General features: G+C 62.5%; 15 protein-coding genes and 3 pseudogenes. 5 read left to right on the top strand and 13 right to left on the bottom strand.

Annotation, left to right across the window (positions count from 1 at the left end):
* The first annotated feature begins 4 nt into the window (after positions 1-4).
* The 4 genes from P3R82_RS00200 (at position 5) to P3R82_RS00185 (ending at position 5225) form a co-directional block, all read left to right on the top strand.
* Complete coding sequence (locus tag P3R82_RS00200) at positions 5-1105, top strand: BMP family ABC transporter substrate-binding protein (RefSeq protein WP_283192527.1); 1101 nt, start codon at positions 5-7, stop codon at positions 1103-1105.
* Positions 1106-1204: 99 nt separating this feature from the next.
* Positions 1205-2398 carry an amidohydrolase family protein gene (locus P3R82_RS00195; RefSeq protein ID WP_283192526.1) on the top strand — a complete coding sequence of 398 codons (1194 nt, stop codon included), beginning with the start codon at positions 1205-1207 and terminating at the stop codon, positions 2396-2398.
* On the top strand, positions 2398-3975 hold the full coding sequence (locus P3R82_RS00190; protein ID WP_283192525.1) for a gamma-glutamyltransferase family protein: 1578 nt from the start codon (positions 2398-2400) through the stop codon (positions 3973-3975). Before P3R82_RS00195 ends, P3R82_RS00190 begins: the two co-directional genes overlap by 1 nt.
* Entirely contained in the window at positions 3972-5225 is a 1254-nt protein-coding gene (locus tag P3R82_RS00185; protein WP_283192524.1) for an amidohydrolase family protein, read from the top strand. The genes P3R82_RS00190 and P3R82_RS00185 overlap by 4 nt, the downstream gene beginning before the upstream one ends.
* Positions 5226-5238: 13 nt before the next feature.
* Here the strand turns inward: P3R82_RS00185 and P3R82_RS00180 are convergent, their stop codons facing one another.
* The 7 genes and pseudogenes from P3R82_RS00180 to P3R82_RS00150 form a co-directional block, all read right to left on the bottom strand.
* Positions 5239-6036 carry a 3-methyl-2-oxobutanoate hydroxymethyltransferase gene (locus P3R82_RS00180; RefSeq protein ID WP_283192523.1) on the bottom strand — a complete coding sequence of 266 codons (798 nt, stop codon included), beginning with the start codon at positions 6034-6036 and terminating at the stop codon, positions 5239-5241.
* Positions 6037-6063: 27 nt separating this feature from the next.
* On the bottom strand, positions 6064-6372 hold the full coding sequence (locus P3R82_RS00175) for a MocE family 2Fe-2S type ferredoxin (protein ID WP_283192522.1): 309 nt from the start codon (positions 6370-6372) through the stop codon (positions 6064-6066).
* 14 nt (positions 6373-6386) lie between these two features.
* Positions 6387-7496, bottom strand: a complete 1110-nt coding sequence (locus tag P3R82_RS00170; RefSeq protein ID WP_283192521.1) for a fatty acid desaturase family protein — start codon at positions 7494-7496, stop codon at positions 6387-6389.
* Between the two features lie 7 nt (positions 7497-7503).
* Entirely contained in the window at positions 7504-8712 is a 1209-nt protein-coding gene (locus tag P3R82_RS00165) for an aldose 1-epimerase family protein (protein WP_283192520.1), read from the bottom strand.
* Between the two features lie 7 nt (positions 8713-8719).
* Positions 8720-9500 (bottom strand): annotated as a pseudogene (locus tag P3R82_RS00160) (ATP-binding cassette domain-containing protein).
* A gap of 4 nt (positions 9501-9504) precedes the next feature.
* The gene (locus P3R82_RS00155; protein ID WP_283192519.1) at positions 9505-10509 is read right to left on the bottom strand and encodes an ABC transporter permease; all 1005 of its coding nucleotides are present in this window, start codon (positions 10507-10509) and stop codon (positions 9505-9507) included.
* 47 nt (positions 10510-10556) lie between these two features.
* Positions 10557-11495, bottom strand: a complete 939-nt coding sequence (locus P3R82_RS00150; RefSeq protein ID WP_283192518.1) for a substrate-binding domain-containing protein — start codon at positions 11493-11495, stop codon at positions 10557-10559.
* Between the two features lie 319 nt (positions 11496-11814).
* Between P3R82_RS00150 and P3R82_RS00145 the strand changes: the two are divergent.
* Positions 11815-12838 (top strand): annotated as a pseudogene (locus P3R82_RS00145) (LacI family DNA-binding transcriptional regulator).
* A 48-nt stretch (positions 12839-12886) separates the two neighbouring features.
* Here the strand turns inward: P3R82_RS00145 and P3R82_RS00140 are convergent.
* From P3R82_RS00140 to P3R82_RS00115, 6 genes and pseudogenes are all read right to left on the bottom strand, one after another.
* Positions 12887-13802: pseudogene (locus P3R82_RS00140) on the bottom strand (sugar phosphate isomerase/epimerase).
* A 22-nt stretch (positions 13803-13824) separates the two neighbouring features.
* A complete protein-coding gene (locus P3R82_RS00135) occupies positions 13825-14919 on the bottom strand; it encodes a Gfo/Idh/MocA family oxidoreductase (RefSeq protein ID WP_283192517.1) in 1095 nt (364 codons plus the stop codon).
* Positions 14920-14943: 24 nt separating this feature from the next.
* Positions 14944-16014, bottom strand: a complete 1071-nt coding sequence (locus tag P3R82_RS00130) for an ABC transporter ATP-binding protein (RefSeq protein WP_283192516.1) — start codon at positions 16012-16014, stop codon at positions 14944-14946.
* Complete coding sequence (locus P3R82_RS00125; protein ID WP_283192515.1) at positions 16014-17108, bottom strand: ABC transporter ATP-binding protein; 1095 nt, start codon at positions 17106-17108, stop codon at positions 16014-16016. Before P3R82_RS00125 ends, P3R82_RS00130 begins: the two co-directional genes overlap by 1 nt.
* Complete coding sequence (locus P3R82_RS00120) at positions 17105-18061, bottom strand: sugar ABC transporter permease (RefSeq protein WP_283192514.1); 957 nt, start codon at positions 18059-18061, stop codon at positions 17105-17107. Before P3R82_RS00120 ends, P3R82_RS00125 begins: the two co-directional genes overlap by 4 nt.
* On the bottom strand, positions 18058-18918 hold the full coding sequence (locus P3R82_RS00115; RefSeq protein ID WP_283192513.1) for a carbohydrate ABC transporter permease: 861 nt from the start codon (positions 18916-18918) through the stop codon (positions 18058-18060). Before P3R82_RS00115 ends, P3R82_RS00120 begins: the two co-directional genes overlap by 4 nt.
* Positions 18919-18966: the final 48 nt, after the last annotated feature.

The following is an 18966-nucleotide window of genomic DNA, read 5'->3' as shown; positions in this document are numbered from 1 at the left end:
CGAAATGACTACATTCTCCAGACGCGACTTCCTGAGAACCAGCGCCGCCGGCGCCCTTGCGCTCGGCGCCGGTGCGAGACCGCTCCTGGCCGCCGATGAGCCTCTCAAGGTCGGCGTCATCCACATGGGCGCCATTTCCGATACGGGCTGGGAATACTTCCAGGCCAACGCCTGGAAAGCCCTCGAAAAGGAATTCGGCGACAGGGTGAAGGTGACGGTGCTTGAAAACATCGCCCAGGTGCAGGATAGCGAACGGCTGTTCCGGCAGCTCTCCGCCCAGGGCAACAAGCTGATCTTCGGCACCACCTTCTCGCAATACGCCTCGCTGAAGAAGCTTGCGCCGACACTGCCCAAATCGCATTTCGAGTGCTGCGCCGGCATCGAGGCGGGCAACAATCTCGGCGTCTTCGAAGCCCGCCACTATGAAGGCACCTACATTACCGGCATCGCCGCCGGCCGCACGACCAAGACCAACGTGCTCGGATGGGTCGGCGCCTTCCCGGTGCCGCAGGTCATCTACAGCCTCAACGCTTTCCTGCTCGGCGCCCGCTCGGTCAACCCCGACGTGACGCTGAAAGTCGTCTGGGCCAATGCCTGGGTCGATCCCGGCAAGGAAAAGGACGCTGTCGCGGCACTGATCGCGCAGGGCGCCGACGTCATTTCCGGCAGCCCCAACACACCGGTGCAGGGATTGGCTGCCGAGGAGAAGGGCGTCTGGTCGATCGGCTCGACCGGTGATTTTTCCGCCTATGTAAAGAAGAAGCAGCTCGTTTCCTTCGAACTGGATTGGAGCTCCGCCCATATCAACGCCGCCAAGGCCGTGATGGCCGGCACCTGGAAGCCGGAAAGCCGCTGGCTGGGCCTCGGACCGGGCGGCTATGTCAAGATGACGACAAGCAATCCGGACCTGCCGGAAGCCATCGCCGCCGAAATGAAGGCCGCCGAAGCCGCGATCATCAGCGGCAAGCTGAAGCCCTTTGCCGGCGAGATCAAGGATCAGAGCGGCAATGTGAAGGTCGCCAAGGGCCAGGAGCTTGCCGATGCCGACATCAGAGCCATGACGTGGCTGATCGAAGGTGTGCAGGGAACCCTGCCGCAGAACTGATCGCCGCCCCGTGCGATCAAACGATACAGCTTCTCCCCTCACCCTTGAGGGGAGAAGCATCTCAATGACAACAGAACAAAGACATCAAGGGAGACCCCGGTGACCGAAACACTGTTCACGAACGCCAGGCTGGCCGACGGCACGCTCAACGACATTCTCGTCTCGGGTGGCCGCATCTCGGCGATCGACAAGGCCGGCAAAAGCGCAGCCACGGCGAAGACCGTCGACATTGCCGGCGCACTTCTGGTTCCGAGTTTCGTCGAGGGACACATCCATCTCGACACCAGCTTTTACGGCGACAAGTGGATCCCGCACAAAGCCTGCACGAACGGCTTCGACGTGCATGAACGCGTCGCCTTCCAGGCCGAGAACATGGCCGCCGCAGCGCCGATGGACGAGCGCGCCCGCAACCAGCTCGACCTGTGCATCGCAAACGGCGCGCTGCAGATGCGCAGCCATGTCATGGTCGATGGCTCGGTCGGGCTGAAGTCGCTGGAGACCATTCTGGCCGTCCGCGAGGCCTACAGGGACATCATCGATATCCAGCTCGTGGCATTCCCGCAGAGCGGAATCCTGAAAAGCCCCGGCACGCCCGAGCTGATGGACGAAGCGATCGGCATGGGCGCCGACCTCGTCGGGGGGCTAGATCCGCTCTCTTTCGATCGTGACATCAAGGGGCATCTCGACGTGGTCTTCGGGATTGCCGAAAAGCGCGGGGTCGATGTCGACATCCATCTTCATGACGCCGGCACGATGGGCGCGATGACCATCGAGGAGATCTGCGCGCGCACGACAGCACTCGGCATGCAGGGGCGGGTCGCGGTGAGCCACGCCTATGGTCTCGGCGATCTCGGTCCCGATGCGATCAAGAAGATCGCCGCTCTCATTGCCAAGAGCGGCGTCGCGATCATGACCAACGCGCCCGGCAACCACAATTTCCCGCCCGTGGCGCTGCTGCGCGCGGCCGGTGTCACGGTGTTTTCGGGCAACGACAACATCCGTGACTCCTGGTGGCCCTTCGGCGACGGCGACATGCTGCGACGCGCCGAGATCATCGCCTACCGTTCCGGCTTCTACACCGACGCAGAGCTGGCCGCCGCATTTGACGTGGTGACAGCGGGAGGCGCCAAGGCGCTCAACCTGGAAGGCTACGGCATCGCCATCGGTGCCAAGGCCGACTTCGTGACGCTCGCCGCCGAACATGTGGCGGAGGCGGTCGTCGCCATTCCGAAGCCCCGCCGCGTCTTCAAGGAAGGCAGGCTGGTCGCCGAGAACGGCGCCGTGGTGCGCTGATGAACCATCGGAGCCGGCAGACAGAGACTGCCGTCGCGCAATCGCGCGATGGCATGGTGACGACGCCGCACTGGCTGGCCAGCGAAGCCGGCGCCAGGGTGCTGGCGCGCGGCGGCAATGCGATCGAGGCGCTGGTCGCGGCGGGCGCCGCGCTCTCCGTCGTCTACCCGCATTTCTGCGGTCTCGGCGGTGACGCCGTCTGGATGGTCTGCGACCGGGACGGCGATGCACGAACGTTTCTCGGCATCGGGCAGGCAGCCGCGAATATCCATGTCGACGGCCCGATCCCGTCGCGCGGTCCGGCTTCGACGCTGACCACGGCGTGCCTGGTCGACAGCTGGGAGAAGGTGCTCGATCACTCGGCAGCGGCCTGGGGCGGCGCGGAGCAGCTACCCGCATTGCTCGATGATGCCATCGCGCTCGCGGAAGACGGCTTCGCCGTCAGTCCATCGCAAACGTTCTGGCACGATTTTCGCGCGGCTGAATCCGAGACATGGCCGGGCTTTAGCGATCTCTTCCAGCGCGACGGCATACAGCGTCAGCCGGCTTTGGCGCGAACCCTCCAGACAATTGCCGATAGTGGGCTCAGGGAATTCTACGAGGGCGCGCTGGCGGACCGGATCGCGCGGGGGCTTTCCGCCGTCGGATCACCGCTGACGATCGCCGATCTCGCGGCGACGCGAACCAGGGTCGCGGAGCCGGTGCGCCTTGCCTACGGCGACACTGTTCTGCTGGCGCCGCCGCCGCCGACCCAGGGCGTGACCACGCTGGCGATCATGGGCGTGCTCGCGCAACAGGCCGCGAAGGACAAGGCGCCCGACAGCGCCGCCTATTATCACGCGCTGGTGGAATCCGTGAAGCAGGCCTTTGTCGACCGCCACCTGATCGGCGATCCGGAGTTCGGCCCCGACGCCACGAAAATGCTTCTCGATCCCGGGCGCCTGGCCAGAAAAGCTGCGGCGATCGATCCCAACCGCGCCGCCGACTGGCCTGTGCCGTACAGCCAGGGCGACACCGCGCTTCTGGCCGCGGTCGATGCCGATGGCCGGGCCGCGTGCGTATTGCAAAGCATCTATTTCGATTGGGGCAGCGGCGTGGTTGCCGGCGACACCGGCATTCTCTGGCAGAACCGGGGAGCAGCCTTCAGCACCGACCCCGCCAGCCCGAACCGCATTCGCTCGGGCAAGCGACCCTTTTACACGCTCAACCCCGGCATGGCGCTCAAGGACGGGCGCCCGCACCTGGTCTACGGGACACAGGGTGCCGATGGCCAGCCGCAGACGCTGGCGCTGTTGCTAAGCCTGCTGATCGACCATCATCTTGATCCGCTGGCCGCGCTGTCGCGGCCGCGTTTCCTGCTCGGCCGGACCTTTTCAGATAGCCGCGACAATCTGAAGATCGAGGAGAATATCGGCGCCGACACGCTCGCAGCGCTCGGCTCCATGGGCCACGAAGTCGCGACCATCGCCCCGCTCAGCCCGCTCGGCGGCCAGGCCGGCGTCATCCGCATCCATGCGGATGGAGGAATGGAGGCTGCCCACGACCCCCGCAGCGACGGCGGAGCCATCGGTCTATGAGCATGCAGCGCGACAGACTTTTCGACCTCGTCATCCGCGATGTCCGAGTGGCGGAGGATGGCGTCCTCGTCGACATCGCGGTGCGTGATGGCCTCATCGCCGCGATCGAGCCACGCCTCAGCTGCGACGCCGTCTCGGACTTCGATGGCAAGGGCAGCTTTGCCTTCGGCGGTTTCGTCGACACGCATGTGCATCTGGACAAGGCCTGCATCCTCGATCGCTGCTCGATCTGTGAGGGAACACTTGCAGAGGCGGTGCGCGAGACAGCCCGCGCAAAGCCCGGCTTTACCGAGGAAGACGTTTACGAGCGAGCCGCGCGCGTCGTCGAAAGAGCCATCTCGCACGGCACGGTGCGGATGCGGACCTTCGTCGAGATCGATCCCCGCGCTGGTTTCCGCTCCTTCGAGGCAGTCAAGCGTATCCGCGCGGATTATGCCTTCGCGATCGATATCGAGATCTGCGCATTCGCGCAGGACGGCCTCACCAACGAGACAGACACTTGGAAGATGCTCGACGCGGCACTTTCCGATGGCGCCGATCTCATCGGCGGCTGCCCCTACACAGATCCCGATCCTGAAGCGCATATCGCGCGCATCTTCGAGCTCGCGGAGAAACACGACGTCGCCGTCGACTTCCATCTCGACTTCAGCCTCGACCCCGACAAGACCGACCTGCCGGCCGTCATCGCGGCCACGAAACGCCACGGCTGGCAAGGCCGCGTCTCCATCGGTCACGTCACCAATCTCTCGGCATTACCGGAAGCATCCGTGATCGAGATCGCGAACGCCCTGACAGAAGCAGGCATTGCCCTGACGGTTCTTCCGGCCACGGATCTCTTCCTGAATGGCCGCGCTCACGAGCGGCTGGTGCCACGTGGCGTCGCTCCCGCCCATATCCTCGCCGCGCAGGGCGTCGTCGCCTCGATCGCCACCAACAACGTGCTCAACCCCTTCACGCCTTTTGGCGATGCCTCGCTGATCCGGATGGCCAATCTCTATGCCAACGTCGCCCAACTCTCGCGCGACGCCGAGATCGCGGGCGTTTTCGACATGGTTGGACGATCCGCCGCGCGCCAGCTCGGCATTCCCTACGGGCTTGCGGTGGGTAACGACGCCACGATCATCCTCATCGACGCAGCGGGACCGAAAGCCGCCGTGCGCGAGGTCGGAAGGATCGTGGCCGGCTGGAAAAGCGGTCGCCAGAGCTTCGACAACGGCCGGCCGCAGATCCACAAGCCGGACAGACAGTGATCCCCGACGCCGACTAACGATCGAGCATCTGCTGGAACCGCTGCAGCTCGGCGGCATCCATGTTGACGACGTGGCGGCCTTCCGGATAGGCGGCAGACGCTACATCGCCGACATACTCCCGGAAGGCCGCGATCCTCTCCGACTGAAGCCGCTCGTATTCGGCGGCGAAATTGCGATAGACCTTGGAATGGCGCGGGACATGCCCCTTCGTCTGCCCGAGAATATCGTCCGCGAAAAGATATTGCGCGTCGCACCCGGCGCCCGCGCCCATCGATAGCATGATGAGTGACGTGCGCTGGGAAATGGCGGTGGCGACTTCGACGGGCACGACCTCGATTTCCGCACCGACGGCGCCTGCCGCCTCGAGCTGTCGAACGGCCTCGAAAACGTGCATGGCCTGTTCGGCCGTCTTGCCGACTGCCTTGAAGCCTCCCGTCCACGTGGCGCGCGATGGAATGAGCCCGACATGACCGACGACCGGAATGGCCTCGTCGGCCATTCGCCTGATGGTCGCCAGGCTCGCGCTGCAATAGACGGCATCGGCGCTCGCCTTGTAGACGCGGAAGGCCCACCGCACGAAATCGTCGGCGGTGCCTATCTCGTAGAAATTATCCCCGGGCATCGTGAAGAGGTTTGGCGCCGCGTCCCGGTAGCGGGGATCGCAAACCAACTCCGGCGGAACGGAGACGATGTCGACGCCGGCCTTGTCGGCGGCCTCGGCCTCCTCGAGCGTCAGGACGCGCAGCATCGTCAACTGCCGCTTGCCCTTCATCGATCTCAAATCTGCAACGGTTGGTCTTGCCTGGCGCATAATTACCTCTCGGGGGTGGCGAACGTGTCAGCCGATCATGATCCGCACGCTGTCGGCTTCGATCTGGACGGGATAGGTTCGCAGGTTCACGCAAACGGGAGCGCCCTTGGCCTCCCCGGTCTTGTAGTTGAAGCGGCCGTTATGCTTGGGACACTCGATAATCTCTCCCATGACAAGGCCATCGGCGAGATGCACCTTTTCATGCGTGCAAAGACCGTCGGTCGCGAAATATTCGTCGTCCTCCGACCGATAAATCGCGAACGTCTGGCCGCCATGATCAAACCGGATAAGGTCTTCCGGCTCGATATCGCCGACCTTGCATACTTCAATCCACATTCCGCTCGACTTCCTTATTCGGCGGCGCGTGTCGCGCCATCAAGGTGATGAAACTCGTCCTTGTAGGGCCGAGCAGTTGGGGGCAGTTCGCGCTTGAGGAAATAATCCTCGTTTCGCAACTGCCGGATCAGCACCGGGAACACCTCCCTGTAGGCGTGCCACATCGATGGGTTGGGCGCGGGAAGGTCGTGCTTGATGAGCGCGTGCAGTCTCGGCAGCGCGTGAAACGGCACCATCGGGAACATGTGGTGCTCGACATGGTAGTTCATGTTCCAGTAGATGAACCGGCTGATCGGGTTCATGTAGACCGTGCGTGTATTCAGCCGGTGGTCGATCACGTTATCCGCCAAGCCGATATGCTGCAGCAGGCCGGTCAGGACCATGTGCCAGCAGCCGTAAAGACGCGGCAGCCCTATCAGTAGCAGGGGCAGGATCGAGCCGATGATAAGCGAGACCGCGATCGTCGCGACGTAGATGGCGATGTGGATGCGCGCCGCGAAGACCACCTTCGCCCATTCGCTTTCGGGGACGAATGTCTTCTCCTCCGCCGTCACGCTGCCGCAGCTGTTTCGCAACAGGGCGATCATCGAGTACCAGGCGTCCAGAATGCCGAAGAAATTGACGACCACCCGGAGCAGATCCGGCGGGCGCATGACGGCAATCTCCGCATCGCGCCCGACGATGGTCGTATCGGTGTGATGGCGTGCATGGCTCCAGCGCCAGGTCACCGGATTGCGCATCAGCATGAAGCTGGCGATCTGATAGATCACATCGTTCATCCAGCGGGTCTTGAAGGCCGTCCCGTGGCCGCATTCATGCCAGCGGGAATCCGACGAGGAACCGTAGAGAACCCCATAGACGAAAAGGAAGGGAATGCTCAACCAGCTGGGCCAGAAGTAGATCGCGCCTGCCGCCGAAACGGCGAACGCGGCAAACCAGATCAGCGTATCGCGGATGGCGGGCAGGTCGGAGCGCTGCATCAGCTCCTTCATCGTCTTGCGCGGCACCTCGGTGTGATACCAATCCGCCGACGCCAACCCGATCTCGATCGCTCGTTTCGTGCTTTCGCCGACGAGACTGTAATCGCGCTTCATCATGATCTTTTCTTGCTGTTGGTCTGTCATTGCAAAGTCACCTCGAAGAGGTGCCCGGTGTGGCGTCAGCGCGCCGACCGAGCATGGGAAAAACATTCGATGGTTCGGGAAAGTCTGCGTCAGGCGCCGTTGCGACGGATGCGATCCTGCTCTGTGCGGCCTCCAACGCGCCGCGCCCGTCAAGAATGCGGAAGGTCAAACTGTATGGACGCTCATCGCCATGCGAGAGCCAGACGATCTCGTCGCGTTCGCGGGCGAAGTTTTCTCCAAGGACATGATTGGTCGAGGGTTCTATTCCCAAGGCATATTGCCCGGCCTGATAGTTTTGCCAGACATAGGCGCAGGGAAGCTGCTCCCTGACGGTCTCGATCTCCAGACCCAGCTGCAACCGGTCGTTCATGACGGCAACAGGTACGCGCCCCGCCGTATCGGCGGCCATGGCGTGCTGCCAGACTTGTTCGCGAAACGCTTGCCGCGGCGCGACCGCCGTTCGATAGCCCGCTTCCTGCTTTCGAAAATCAGCGCCTGCATGCGACGCCCAGACCACGTCTTCGATCGGCGCCAGATATCGCGTGCCGGCGTCGAGCAAGGGGTAGCTGACATTGATGTGGTAGAACAGCATATGCGGCGTCGGCATGAAGCCCTGGTTGATCACCCGATCCGTCACCCTGATTTCATCGCCGCCCACATCGGCTTCGATCCGGCGCACCAGATGCAGATTCTCGCCAAAGACCGCGGCCTGTTGCACGACGCCTTCGGCCCACAGGACGCAGCGATCCTCGAACCAGCTTTCGCCATAGCCGACCAGACGAGCCGGGATGTTGCCGACCCGCCCGTGCAGCGAATGGCGAATGGTTTGCTTGCCCGGATAGTTGAAATGCGCGGCGGAGACCTCTTCCGGGCCGAGGATGTGATCGAGGCCGCAGGTCACCAGCAACCCCGAAAACGACCGCGCCCAGGCCAATCCACCCTCGCCCTCGTATTCATGGAGGGCAGGATTGCGAAAGCCGGTTGGCGAGTTCCAGGCGATCCCGAGCCCTTTGTAGTCGCAATCGCCGATGTCCATCGCCCGATCGACCAGCACCGTGAAACGCAAGCCGCTTCCCGTCCGGAATTCCAATATGCGGACGCCGCGCTCGACGCCATCAGAGAGCGTCATCAGGCGCACCCCGGCGACCTGCGACAGGCTGCCCGCTCGCTCGGCGAGCTGGCGGCGGCTTAGCGTCTGACCGTAAAGTTCCACCATCGCCGCCTCAGTGTCCCGCCGCTTCGCCCGCCAGGGCGGACTTGTCGACACCCATGATGAGACTTTCGACCGTCAGCAGATCTCGTCTCGGCCACCACCAATTCCGAAACCACCTCGCCGCGTCGCATGACGACGATGCGGTCGGCCACCTGGAAGACGTGATGGATATTGTGTGTGATGAAGAGGACAGAATGGCCTGCCTGGCGCATGTCCCTGACGAAACGCAACACACCATGCGTCTCCTCGACGCCGAGATTGTTGGTCGGTTCGTCGAGAATGATGACCTTCGCGGCGAATTGCATCGCGCGCGAGATGGCGATCGACTGCCTCTCGCCGCCCGACAGCGTGTTGACGGCGGCATCCGCATCGAGCTTCTTGGAAATGCCGACCCGCTTCAGAAGCGTGGAAGCGGCCTCCCTGAGCTTCGCGAGGTCCATCGGCGCGAGAACGCCAAGCCATGACGATGTTGTCGGCTCACGACCGAGAAACAGGTTGCGAGCGATGCTGAGATCGGGCGCAAGCGAGGTATCCTGATGGATGGTCTCGATGCCGAGATCCATGGCCTCGCGCGGCGACTTCACGGACACCCTCTGGCCAGCAACGAATATGTTGCCGCCATCGGCAGGATGAATGCCGGAAATGGCCTTGATCAGGGTAGACTTGCCTGCGCCGTTGTCGCCGAGCAGAGCCACGACCTCGCCCTCGTTCAACGAGAAGGAGGCGTTGCGCAGCGCGCGGACATTGCCAAAGGATTTCTGCACGTTTTCCAGTCGAAGAACCTCGGACATCCCTTCAGCTCCTTGCGACCGTTTTCTGCAGCAGCGCGTGCAGGATGAGCATGACGAGGATGATGCCGCCGACGAATATGTTGTAGGCGAGGCCAGGTACGCCGATCAGCACGATGCCGTTGCGGATGGCGCGCAGCATGAGAACGCCGACGACTGTGCCAAGGATCGTGCCGCGCCCGCCGGTCAGCGCCGTGCCGCCGACCACGACCATCGCGATGACCTCCAGCTCGTAGCCTGTGCCGGCAACCGGCGAAGCCGCCGATATGCGGAAGGCGCTGATCATGCCGGCGAGACCCGCGAGAACGGACGTCAGAATGAACAGCCAGATCTTGACGCTATCGGCGGGTACGCCACGGGCGATGGCGGCATTGCGGTTCGAGCCGATGGCCGAAATCCAGTTGCCAAGCTTCGCGAAGCGCAACACATAGGTCGCGGCCAGAGCCAGTGCGATGAACCACAGCAGGGAAACGTAGAGCCTGAATGGCCCGATCATGAAATCGCCGGCGAGAAGCGTGACGAAAATGCCGGGCTGATCCCAGGACTTCAGCGGAAAGCCCTGGGTGATGTAAAGAGCGACGCCGCGAATGATCAGCAACATCGACAGGGTTACGAGGAAAGACGAGATCTTGACCTTGGTGACGATCAGACCGTTGATCGCGCCGATGAGGACGCAGAGCAGGAGACCAGCTAGCAGCGAGAACCCGATCCCCCAGTCCGCATTTTGCACCAGCAGGGTGACGATGACGGGCGCGAGCCCGAAGACCGCGCCCACCGAGAGATCGAACTCGCCAGCCGTCAGCAACAGCGTCATGCCGAGCGCGATGATGCCGAGTTCAGGCAGGAAGGCCAGCATGTTGGACAGGTTGAGCGGCGACAGGAAGTTGTCGTTGGCCACCGCGAACGCCACGAGCACCACGATCAGGATGATGAGCGAGGCAATTTCCGGGGAACGGCCGATGACAGGCAATCCCCTTTCCCTTGTTGTCGTCGCCGATGTCAGCATCGTCATGTTTCGTGCTCTCTATCGCCAGATGCCTGTCTTCAGTGCCTGTCCCGTCACTTCTTGTCGTAGAGCTTCAGGATGGGGTCGACGCTGCTGGCGTCGTAAAGGCTGAACGTCTGGATGTCGTAGCCGATCGGCTCGCCGGCGGCGGCGAGCGACAGGAGCGAAACGGGCATGAAGCCCTGGGCCGACGGATACTGCCAGGCGGCCGCGCTGACATAGCCGGCCTTGACCGCCTCGGCCGTCGCCTTCGAATTGCCCCAGCCCACGACCGGGATCTTGCCGGGGGCAAGACCCGCGCTGTCGAAGACCTGCTTGACGCTGGCGGCGACGGAATCGCCGAGCGCGATGATCGCCGGCGGATTGTTGGCGAGCATGTAGTCGCTCATCTTCGAGATGATGCCCGCCGGATCGGTGCCGCAATCAACGACATCGTACTTGATGCCGAGCGGATCGAAGACGCTGGCGATGCCTTCCGTCTCCAGCTGCTGATAGCTTGCGCCGGGAACCTCGACGGGAAGAAAGACCGTATCACCTTTCTTCACCGCCTTCTTGTCGACCAGGTACTGGGCCCACATGACACCGGCCGCCTTCAGATCGGCGCCGACATAGGCTTGCCGCGCCGTCGACGTGTCGTCGGTGTTGAAGAACACGACCGGAATGCCGGCTGCCCGCGCATCCTTGACCTCACCGGTCCAAAGACCTGGCTGCGCCGATGTGGTCGCTATGCCGTCGGCTTTCGCGGCGATCGCCGAGCGAAATGCCTCTTTCTGTGAGGCCATGTCGCCGCCGCTGAACGAAATCTTGCAAGTGACCTTCAACTGGTCGCAAGCCTTCTGCGCTCCGGCGTTCCAATCCAGCCAGAAGGCATCGGATGGGCCGCCGTGCGACAGCAGATAGAAGGTCTTCTGGCCTTCGGCGGCCTGCGCCGAGGGGGCCGCGAACGCCAGGGCAAGGCCCGCGGCGATGGCAAGCGTCGCATGGAATCGCATGATCAATCCTCCCGATCGGCCGATCCTCTGGCCGGAGACCAAACCCTTGGCGCAACCGCTGGATGGCGTTTCCTCTCGGACTTCCTCCTGTCGTCGAGAAAATGACATCACCGCCTCCCTGCCGCGACATCTAATTTGATGAATAAAGACGGCTTAAGCTCCTGTCAACATCAAAACAAATCATAAAACATCATTCCTGATTTCGAACATGACGTCATCAGTTGACAGCCGACCGTTTGTGGCCAATTGAATGGAGCATTGCATCAATTCGCATCAACATGGCCTTGCAACGAGGCCGCAGCGATCGAAAGGTCCACGGTTGCGGTCCACCATCCTAGATATCGCGCGCGAAGCCGGCGTCTCCCCGGCTACCGTCGATCGCGTCCTGAACAACCGGCCCGGCGTGAAACTGCGCACCAAGCAGGTCGTTCTCGCCGCCGCGCAGAAGCTCGACTACTCCGCCGAGGCCGATGGCGCGCCTGTTGCCGTCAATTCGGCTAAGATCAGGCTGCACTTCGCACTGCCGGCCGGCAGCAACGCCTTCATCATGACATTCCGGCGGCAAATCGAAATTCTCGCGGCGGCGCGCCCGGAACTCGACGTTTCCGTCCTGATGATCGAAGGTTTCAGCCCCGATTCACTGGCGCGCACGCTGAGGGGAACTCGAGGGCCAGACGGACGGCGTGGGCGTCATCGCGCTCGATCATCCGACCGTGCGCGAAGCGATCCGCTCGCTCGCGGCGAGCGGCGTCAAGGTCGCGACCGTCGTCTCCGACATCTCGCATGTGCCGCGTACCGCCTATATCGGCATCGACAACAGAGCGGCCGGCCGACTGGCCGGCTATCTCCTCAGCCGTTTCATCGGGTCACGCCCAAACGCCAAAGTGGCGTTGCTGGCAGGCTCTCTCTCCTATCGGGGCCATGAGGAACGCGAGATGGGCTTCCGCCATATCCTGAAGGAGGAATTCCAGTCGATCGAGATCGTCGAGATCAGGGAGATGCTGGATGACCAGGATCGGGCCTACGCCGAAGCGACGGCCCTTCTCGAGAAACATCCGGACCTCGCAGGGATCTATAATGTCGGCGCCGGCAGCATGGGGATAGGCAAGGCGCTCAAGGACCGCAATCTCCAGTCCTCGATCGTCTTCGTCGGCCATGACGCGACGGAAGACACCAAACCACTGCTGCTCGACGGCACCATGGATGCGGCAATCGACCAGAACCCGAGGGTCGAGGCGCGCGAATCGCTCAATATCCTCACCCATGCCGTGCGCGGCCTTCCCTATGAAGGCCATCCACCGCGACTGCAGGTGATTTTCAAGGAAAACATCCCCGAATTCTAGACTGGCGGACGTGGCGCGCCCTCGCGTGAGGAGGACGCGCCGTGTTGCTCAGAGACCCTGCGCGCGAAGCTTCCCGTCCAGGAACTTCTTGGCGCGCGGCACGTCGGATCTCGTCCAGATGCTCGATGATCATCGGGATATTGGGGTGCTTCTGCGCGAGGCGCTTCAGATAGAGGTCGTAGTTCAGCGAGCCGAGCCCTGGGGCGGGCAGTTCGATCTCGCCGACACCACGGAACGTATGGCTCTCGGACGCGTTTTCGTCGCCGATATCGGCATGCTTCTCGCTCTTGTCGTCGCCCGAGCGCTTCACATCCTTGGCATGACCGATCTTGATCTTGTCGGAGAGCGTGTCGAACACCTGGTTCAGGATCGCGTCCATGCGGTCGATATTGTGGGTTTCGAAATAGTTGGTCGGGTCCATCAACAGGCCAAGGCCGGGATGGTCAACCTGCGCGAACATCCTGACGGTTTCCTCGACCGAGCCGACGACGTTGTTCACGTAGGTTTCGAGCAGAAACATCGCGCCATGATCATAGGCAAACTGCGCGAGATCGGCGACCACCTTGCGGCACTCTTCGAAGCCCTCTTCGGTCTTGTTCTTCGGATGATGAACCCAGTCGGATTCCGTGTTGAACGTGCCGGTCTCCGAGATCACGTAGGGCGTGCCGAGATACTGGGCGTGGCGGATGATTTCCTTGAGGTAGCCGACCCGGCGCTCTCGCTCCGCCTTGTCGGGGTGAATGATGTTCGTATAGCCGGAAATGCAGGAGATCGGCAGGTTTTGATCGCGAAATGCCTCGCGGATACGGACGCATTTCTCCCGGGTGATCTGGCCCGCCGAAACGTCGACGTCCTTGAAATGCATGTCGAGCTGGACGGTATTGAAACCAAGCGCCCGGATCTTGGCGGCGGTCTCATCGAGACCATAGGGGAAATAGCCGGTGAATATGCCTGTCTGCATCATGATGTCGTTCCTCCCTCGGAATTCATGAATGGATTGGGATTTCGTCGAGTTTGACGGTACGGCCGCTCGCCATGGACCTGTAGCCGGCCTCCACCAGCGCCATGGTCTTGACATTGTCGGCGACCGACAAGGCCGGAGCCTCGCCGCTCTTGATCGCATGTTGCAACTGCTCCATGACGCCGATGAAAGCCTGCGGGAACCACATCGTCTCCCAGCTCGGCGTCACCCATTTGCCGTCCGTTGCGTGCCGCGACGCGTAGGTAAGTGTCGATGGTTGGCCATGGGGCCAGCCGATCGTGCCTTGGGCGACGCCGGCGGTGCCCTCGACGCGCCATTTGATGTAGTTGTCGCTGTCGAAGCCCTCTTCGCGCGGCCCGGCCCAGACGTCCTCCATCGACACGGCAAGCACATTGCCCGGGAATCTCATGGTCGATACCGTGATGCCGTCCTTGTGGGCGAAGGCGGTGCGCGGATCGATACGAGAGACCGTGCTGATCTCTTCGGGGTCGCCGAAGAGAAAGCGCAGGACGTCGAGGTGATGCACGCTCATATTGGCGAGCGTCAGCCGGTCATATCCTTCCAGAAATCCCTGCCAGTGTGGAATGGCGCGCATCTCGATCGTTGCCATCACGACGTCGCCGAGATCGCCGCGATCGAGGATCTGCTTGAGGACGCGCATGGACTGATCGTAGCGCATGTTCTGATTGACCGAGAGAATCCTCCCGGCCCGCGCCGCCTCGTCGCGCAGCGCGATCGCTTCCTCCAGCGAAAGAGCAAGCGGCTTCTGCGCCAGAATGGCCTTTATGTGCGGCGCCTGAAGCGCCTTGCGGATGAGGGCCGGTTGCTGGTCCGGCGGAAATGCGAGATCGACGATATCGACGTTCTCGTCGGCGATCAGCGCCTCCGGTGTGTCGTGAACCGTCGGGATGTCCCAGCGCCTGGCGACAGCCTCGGCCTTTGACCTGGTTCTCGACGCAATCGCGACGACCGGAAAGCCGGCTTGCCTGTAGGCGGCGAGATGACACTCCGCCATGATCATGCCGGCGCCGATGCAGCCGATGCGATAGTCGCGGGCACGGATCGGCGGATCCGGCGTGAAACCCTTGGTGTCTGACATGTTTCCTCCCAACTCCCTGTTCATTTACCGAGCCAGCGCCTCACCCGCCGACCCGAAGAAATGCATCCTCGTCGGATCGCAACTCAGTGCGACGGCGCTATCAGGTTCGAGCCGCGGCTGACCGCGCATCAGAGCCCTCAGTTTCTGGCTGCCCGTATCGATCGTGACCACCGTATAGCCACCGAGCGGCTCCACTTCGAACACCCGCGCCGGCTGGCCGTCGCGACCATCCGTCCAGGGCTCGACCTTGAGATCCTCCGGCCTGATGCCAATCCCCGACACAGCCTTCGGCAGCACCTCCCCCGGCACGCCGATGGTTCCCTGCGCAAATCGCGGGCTACCACGGTGGTCTCCATCGAGTTCCGCCGCCATGATGTTCATGACCGGCGCGCCAAGCAAGCGCGCCACATACTGGCTGGCCGGCCTGTCATAGATTTCGACCGGCGATCCGATCTGGCGGATATGGCCGTTTTCCATGATCGCCATGCGGTCGGCGACCGACATCGCCTCTTCCTGGTCGTGGGTCACATAGATCAGCGTCTGGCCGAGTTCGCCCTGAATGCGCTTGAGTTCGACGCGCGTTTCCTCGCGAAGCCTGGCGTCGAGCGCGGAAATCGGGTCGTCCATCAGATAGGCAACCGGATCGCGCACCAGAGCACGGGCGATGGCGACACGCTGACGCTCGCCGCCGGAAAGCTGCGCCGGCGGCTTGTGCAGCAGATGCGCGATGTGCAGCTTGGCGGCGACGGCATCGACGCGCTCCCTGATCTTCACTTCCGGCACGTTGCGCTCGACGAGTGGGAAGCGGACGTTGTCGCCGGCGCTCATATGCGGGAAAAGCGCCAGGTTCTGGAACACCATGGCGACGTTGCGCGCGGCCGGCGAGATGTCGTTGACCGGCTGTCCGCCGATCAGCACCTCGCCCTCGTCGGGCCTTTCCAGCCCGAGGATCAGCTTGAGGATCGTCGACTTGCCCGACAGTGGCGGCCCGAAGAAGCAGAAGAACTCGCCGGCCTTGATGTCGAAGGACGCATTCTGGACCGCGACGGTCTTGCCGTAGGACTTAGAGACGTTTCGAAAGGATATGCCAGCCATCAGCCCACCTTTTGAATCGCGGCGCCGCTCGCGGCATCAAAAAGCCGCACGGCATCCGGCTCGACCACGACATGCGCCACCGCGCCCGCTGCAAGCCCGACATTGTTGTCGAGCACCGCCTTGACCGCCTGTTCGCCGAAGCCGAGATGGACGATCGTGCGCGCGCCGATGCGCTCGACGAAGGTGACCGGCATGGCGATCCCGCCCTGATCCGCGAAGGTGACGCGCTCCGGGCGAAATCCGTAGACCACCTCCCTGACACCAGCGTTTCGCGCACCCTCCGCGATCTCCTGCGGCAGAGGCGCGCTCTGTCCCAACGGACCGAGATCGACCAGCAGTCCACGGTCGGACTCCGCGAGCGTGCCCTTGAGACGATTCATGCCGGGTGCGCCGATGAAATCGGCGACGAAGAGGTTGACCGGGTCGTTGTAGACCTGAAGCGGGGTGCCGACCTGCTGCAGTACGCCATGATCCATCACGGCGATCCGGTCGGCCATTGTCATCGCTTCCAGCTGGTCATGCGTGACGTAGACCATCGTCTGCCGGAACTGCCGCTGAAGATGCTTGAGCTCGGTTCGCATGACGGCGCGAAACGCCGCATCGACATTCGACAGGGGCTCGTCAAGCAGAAAGATGGCCGGCTCGACGATCGCCGAGCGGCCTATCGCCAGCCGCTGCAGGATATTCACGGAGAGCTTCGCGGAAGGCTGTTTCAGCAAGGGGGTCAATTGCAGGAAGTCGGCCATCGCCACCACGCGCCGGTTGATTTCCGCCGACGCAACGCCGCGCATCTTCAGCCCATAAGCCAGATTGTCGTAGACGCTCATATGCGTGAAGATCGCGTAGTTCTGAAAGACGAAGCCGACGCCACGCCTGCCCATGGCGACGCCGTTCATGTCCTTGCCGTCGAAAAGGATACGCCCTTCCGACGGGTTTTCCATGCCGGCAATCATGTTCATCGTCGTCGATTTTCCACAGCCGGACGGTCCGAGCAGCGCCATGAACTCGCCGTCGCGGACTTCGAGGTCCATGGCCTTCAGCGCGGTGAACGCGCCGAAGCGCTTGACCAGATTGTCGAGGTGAATGGTGGTCACGCGGCGACCTCCTTCCTGGCGGCATTCATCCGCCCGATGGCAAAGGCAACGAGGATCGAGAGGACGAAGAGGATGGCAAGGGCGATGGCGGCGACATAGCCCCAGATGAGGTCCTGCTGCGTGACCTTGTATATATAGACCGATATGGTTTCGGTCGCGACGCCTGGGCCGCCACCGGTCATGATGTAGAGCGTGTCGAAGATCTTGAAATTCTCGATGACGCGGATCGCGAGTGCGATGACGATGATCGTCTTCATCTTCGGCAGGACGATCGTGCGGAAGCGTTGCGACCAGGAAGCGCCGAGCAGGGTTGCGGCGCGCATCTGATCCTCGGGGACACCGACGAGACCCGCGAGCAGGATGAGAAACATCAGCGGCGTCCATTGCCAGATATCGGCGATCATCACCGCGATCAGTGCCGTGCCGGGGCTCGAAAGCCAGGCGAGCGTTATCGTCGTTCCCGTCAAAGCCGAGAGAATATTGTTTACCGGACCGCCCGACTGGAACAGCATGAAGAACATGTAGCCCGCAACCGCCGGCACGACCATCATCGGGATCAGCATGACGGAATAGAACAGCCGCTTTCCCGGGAAGTCGTCGATGAACAGGATGGCAAGCCCAAGCCCGATCAGGAATTCGGCGGGCACGCAGATGACCATGATCAACGCGGTTTTTCCGAGCGCGCTCCAGAAGCGACTATCGACGGCAAGGTCCGTGTAGTTGGCGAAATTGTTCCACGACTGCCAGGCCCGCCACCAACCCACACCGTCGAGCGGCGACCAGTCGGTCATGCTGATATAGAGCTGCATCAGCAGCGGAAACAGCGCGATGAAGAGAACCAGCACCTGCGCCGGCAGCGTCAGCAGCAGCCCCAGTCGACGCGCCTCGGGGGCGGCGGCGGATATCTCTTCCGCAATCACGGGCAGCTTCTTTTCGGTTGCGACGGCACTCATTGCTTGAGAGCTCCGAAGGTCAGGCCGCGAACGAGATGGCGCTGAATGGCGATCCCCATGATAACGGGCGGAACGGCGGCGATGAGGCCAAGGGCCGCCTTGGCGCCGTAGAGTTGCCCCGTCATCGAGGACGAGAGCGACGCCATGTAGACGGGGATGGTGACCCATTCGCGCGTGGTCAGAAGCAGGGAAATGAGATAGTCCGACCAGTTCAGAATGAAGACGAAGAGCGCTGAACTCGCAAGCGCCGGACGCATCATCGGCAGCGTGATCTTGATGAAGACGCGCAGCCGCGTGCAGCCCTCGACCAGGGCGGCATCCTCGATCTCCCGTGGCATGTCGTCGAAAAACGTCTTCATCAGCCAGAAGGCGAAGGGCAGCGTGACGATGCCATAGATCAGTGCCAGGCCCCACCAGCTGTCGATCATGCCGAAATAGGCCCACATGATCATGACCGGGATCATGACGGCCATCGGCGGAAATAGCCGCAGCTGGATGAGCGCCAGCGGCAGGTTCTGGCCCGAACCGAAGCGCGACAGGCCATAGGCGGCCGACGTGCCGCATATCATGGCGATCAGCGTTCCGAAGATCGCCGACAGCAATGAGGCCAAAATCGGCTTGGCCGCCGTGCGATCCAGCGCGACGATGAGATCCGTCGTCGAGGTGCCGAAGATGAAGCGGAAATTGTCGAGCGTCGGTTGCCGCGGCCACCATGTCAGTTCCGCACCGCTGGCCGACCACTCGGCGATCGGCTTGAACGCCATCGACGCCATCCAGACGGTCGGCACGAGCGTGACTGCGAGAGCCAAGAGGATCACGCAATAGCGGAAGATTTCAAAAGACAGCGAACGGTTCATGTCAACCACGATCGAGACTGAAAGATCGGATGTGCGGGCCTGTCCGCC

Origin of the sequence: Rhizobium sp. AN80A (genome assembly GCF_030053015.1) — a bacterium.
Taxonomy (GTDB): Bacteria; Pseudomonadota; Alphaproteobacteria; order Rhizobiales; family Rhizobiaceae; genus Rhizobium; species Rhizobium metallidurans.
The sequence above is the reverse complement of the archived record's forward strand: the minus strand, read 5'-3'. Positions and strand labels throughout refer to the sequence as shown.

Coding starts and splice junctions, on each gene's coding strand:
- P3R82_RS00155 (WP_283192519.1), bottom strand. CDS start 10,509: ATGACGATGCTGACATCGGCGACGACAACAAGGGAAAGGGGATTGCCT.
- P3R82_RS00115 (WP_283192513.1), bottom strand. CDS start 18,918: ATGAACCGTTCGCTGTCTTTTGAAATCTTCCGCTATTGCGTGATCCTC.
- P3R82_RS00150 (WP_283192518.1), bottom strand. CDS start 11,495: ATGCGATTCCATGCGACGCTTGCCATCGCCGCGGGCCTTGCCCTGGCG.
- P3R82_RS00165 (WP_283192520.1), bottom strand. CDS start 8,712: ATGGTGGAACTTTACGGTCAGACGCTAAGCCGCCGCCAGCTCGCCGAG.
- P3R82_RS00185 (WP_283192524.1), top strand. CDS start 3,972: ATGAGCATGCAGCGCGACAGACTTTTCGACCTCGTCATCCGCGATGTC.
- P3R82_RS00120 (WP_283192514.1), bottom strand. CDS start 18,061: ATGAGTGCCGTCGCAACCGAAAAGAAGCTGCCCGTGATTGCGGAAGAG.
- P3R82_RS00180 (WP_283192523.1), bottom strand. CDS start 6,036: ATGCGCCAGGCAAGACCAACCGTTGCAGATTTGAGATCGATGAAGGGC.
- P3R82_RS00175 (WP_283192522.1), bottom strand. CDS start 6,372: ATGTGGATTGAAGTATGCAAGGTCGGCGATATCGAGCCGGAAGACCTT.
- P3R82_RS00170 (WP_283192521.1), bottom strand. CDS start 7,496: ATGACAGACCAACAGCAAGAAAAGATCATGATGAAGCGCGATTACAGT.
- P3R82_RS00130 (WP_283192516.1), bottom strand. CDS start 16,014: ATGGCTGGCATATCCTTTCGAAACGTCTCTAAGTCCTACGGCAAGACC.
- P3R82_RS00190 (WP_283192525.1), top strand. CDS start 2,398: ATGAACCATCGGAGCCGGCAGACAGAGACTGCCGTCGCGCAATCGCGC.
- P3R82_RS00135 (WP_283192517.1), bottom strand. CDS start 14,919: ATGTCAGACACCAAGGGTTTCACGCCGGATCCGCCGATCCGTGCCCGC.
- P3R82_RS00200 (WP_283192527.1), top strand. CDS start 5: ATGACTACATTCTCCAGACGCGACTTCCTGAGAACCAGCGCCGCCGGC.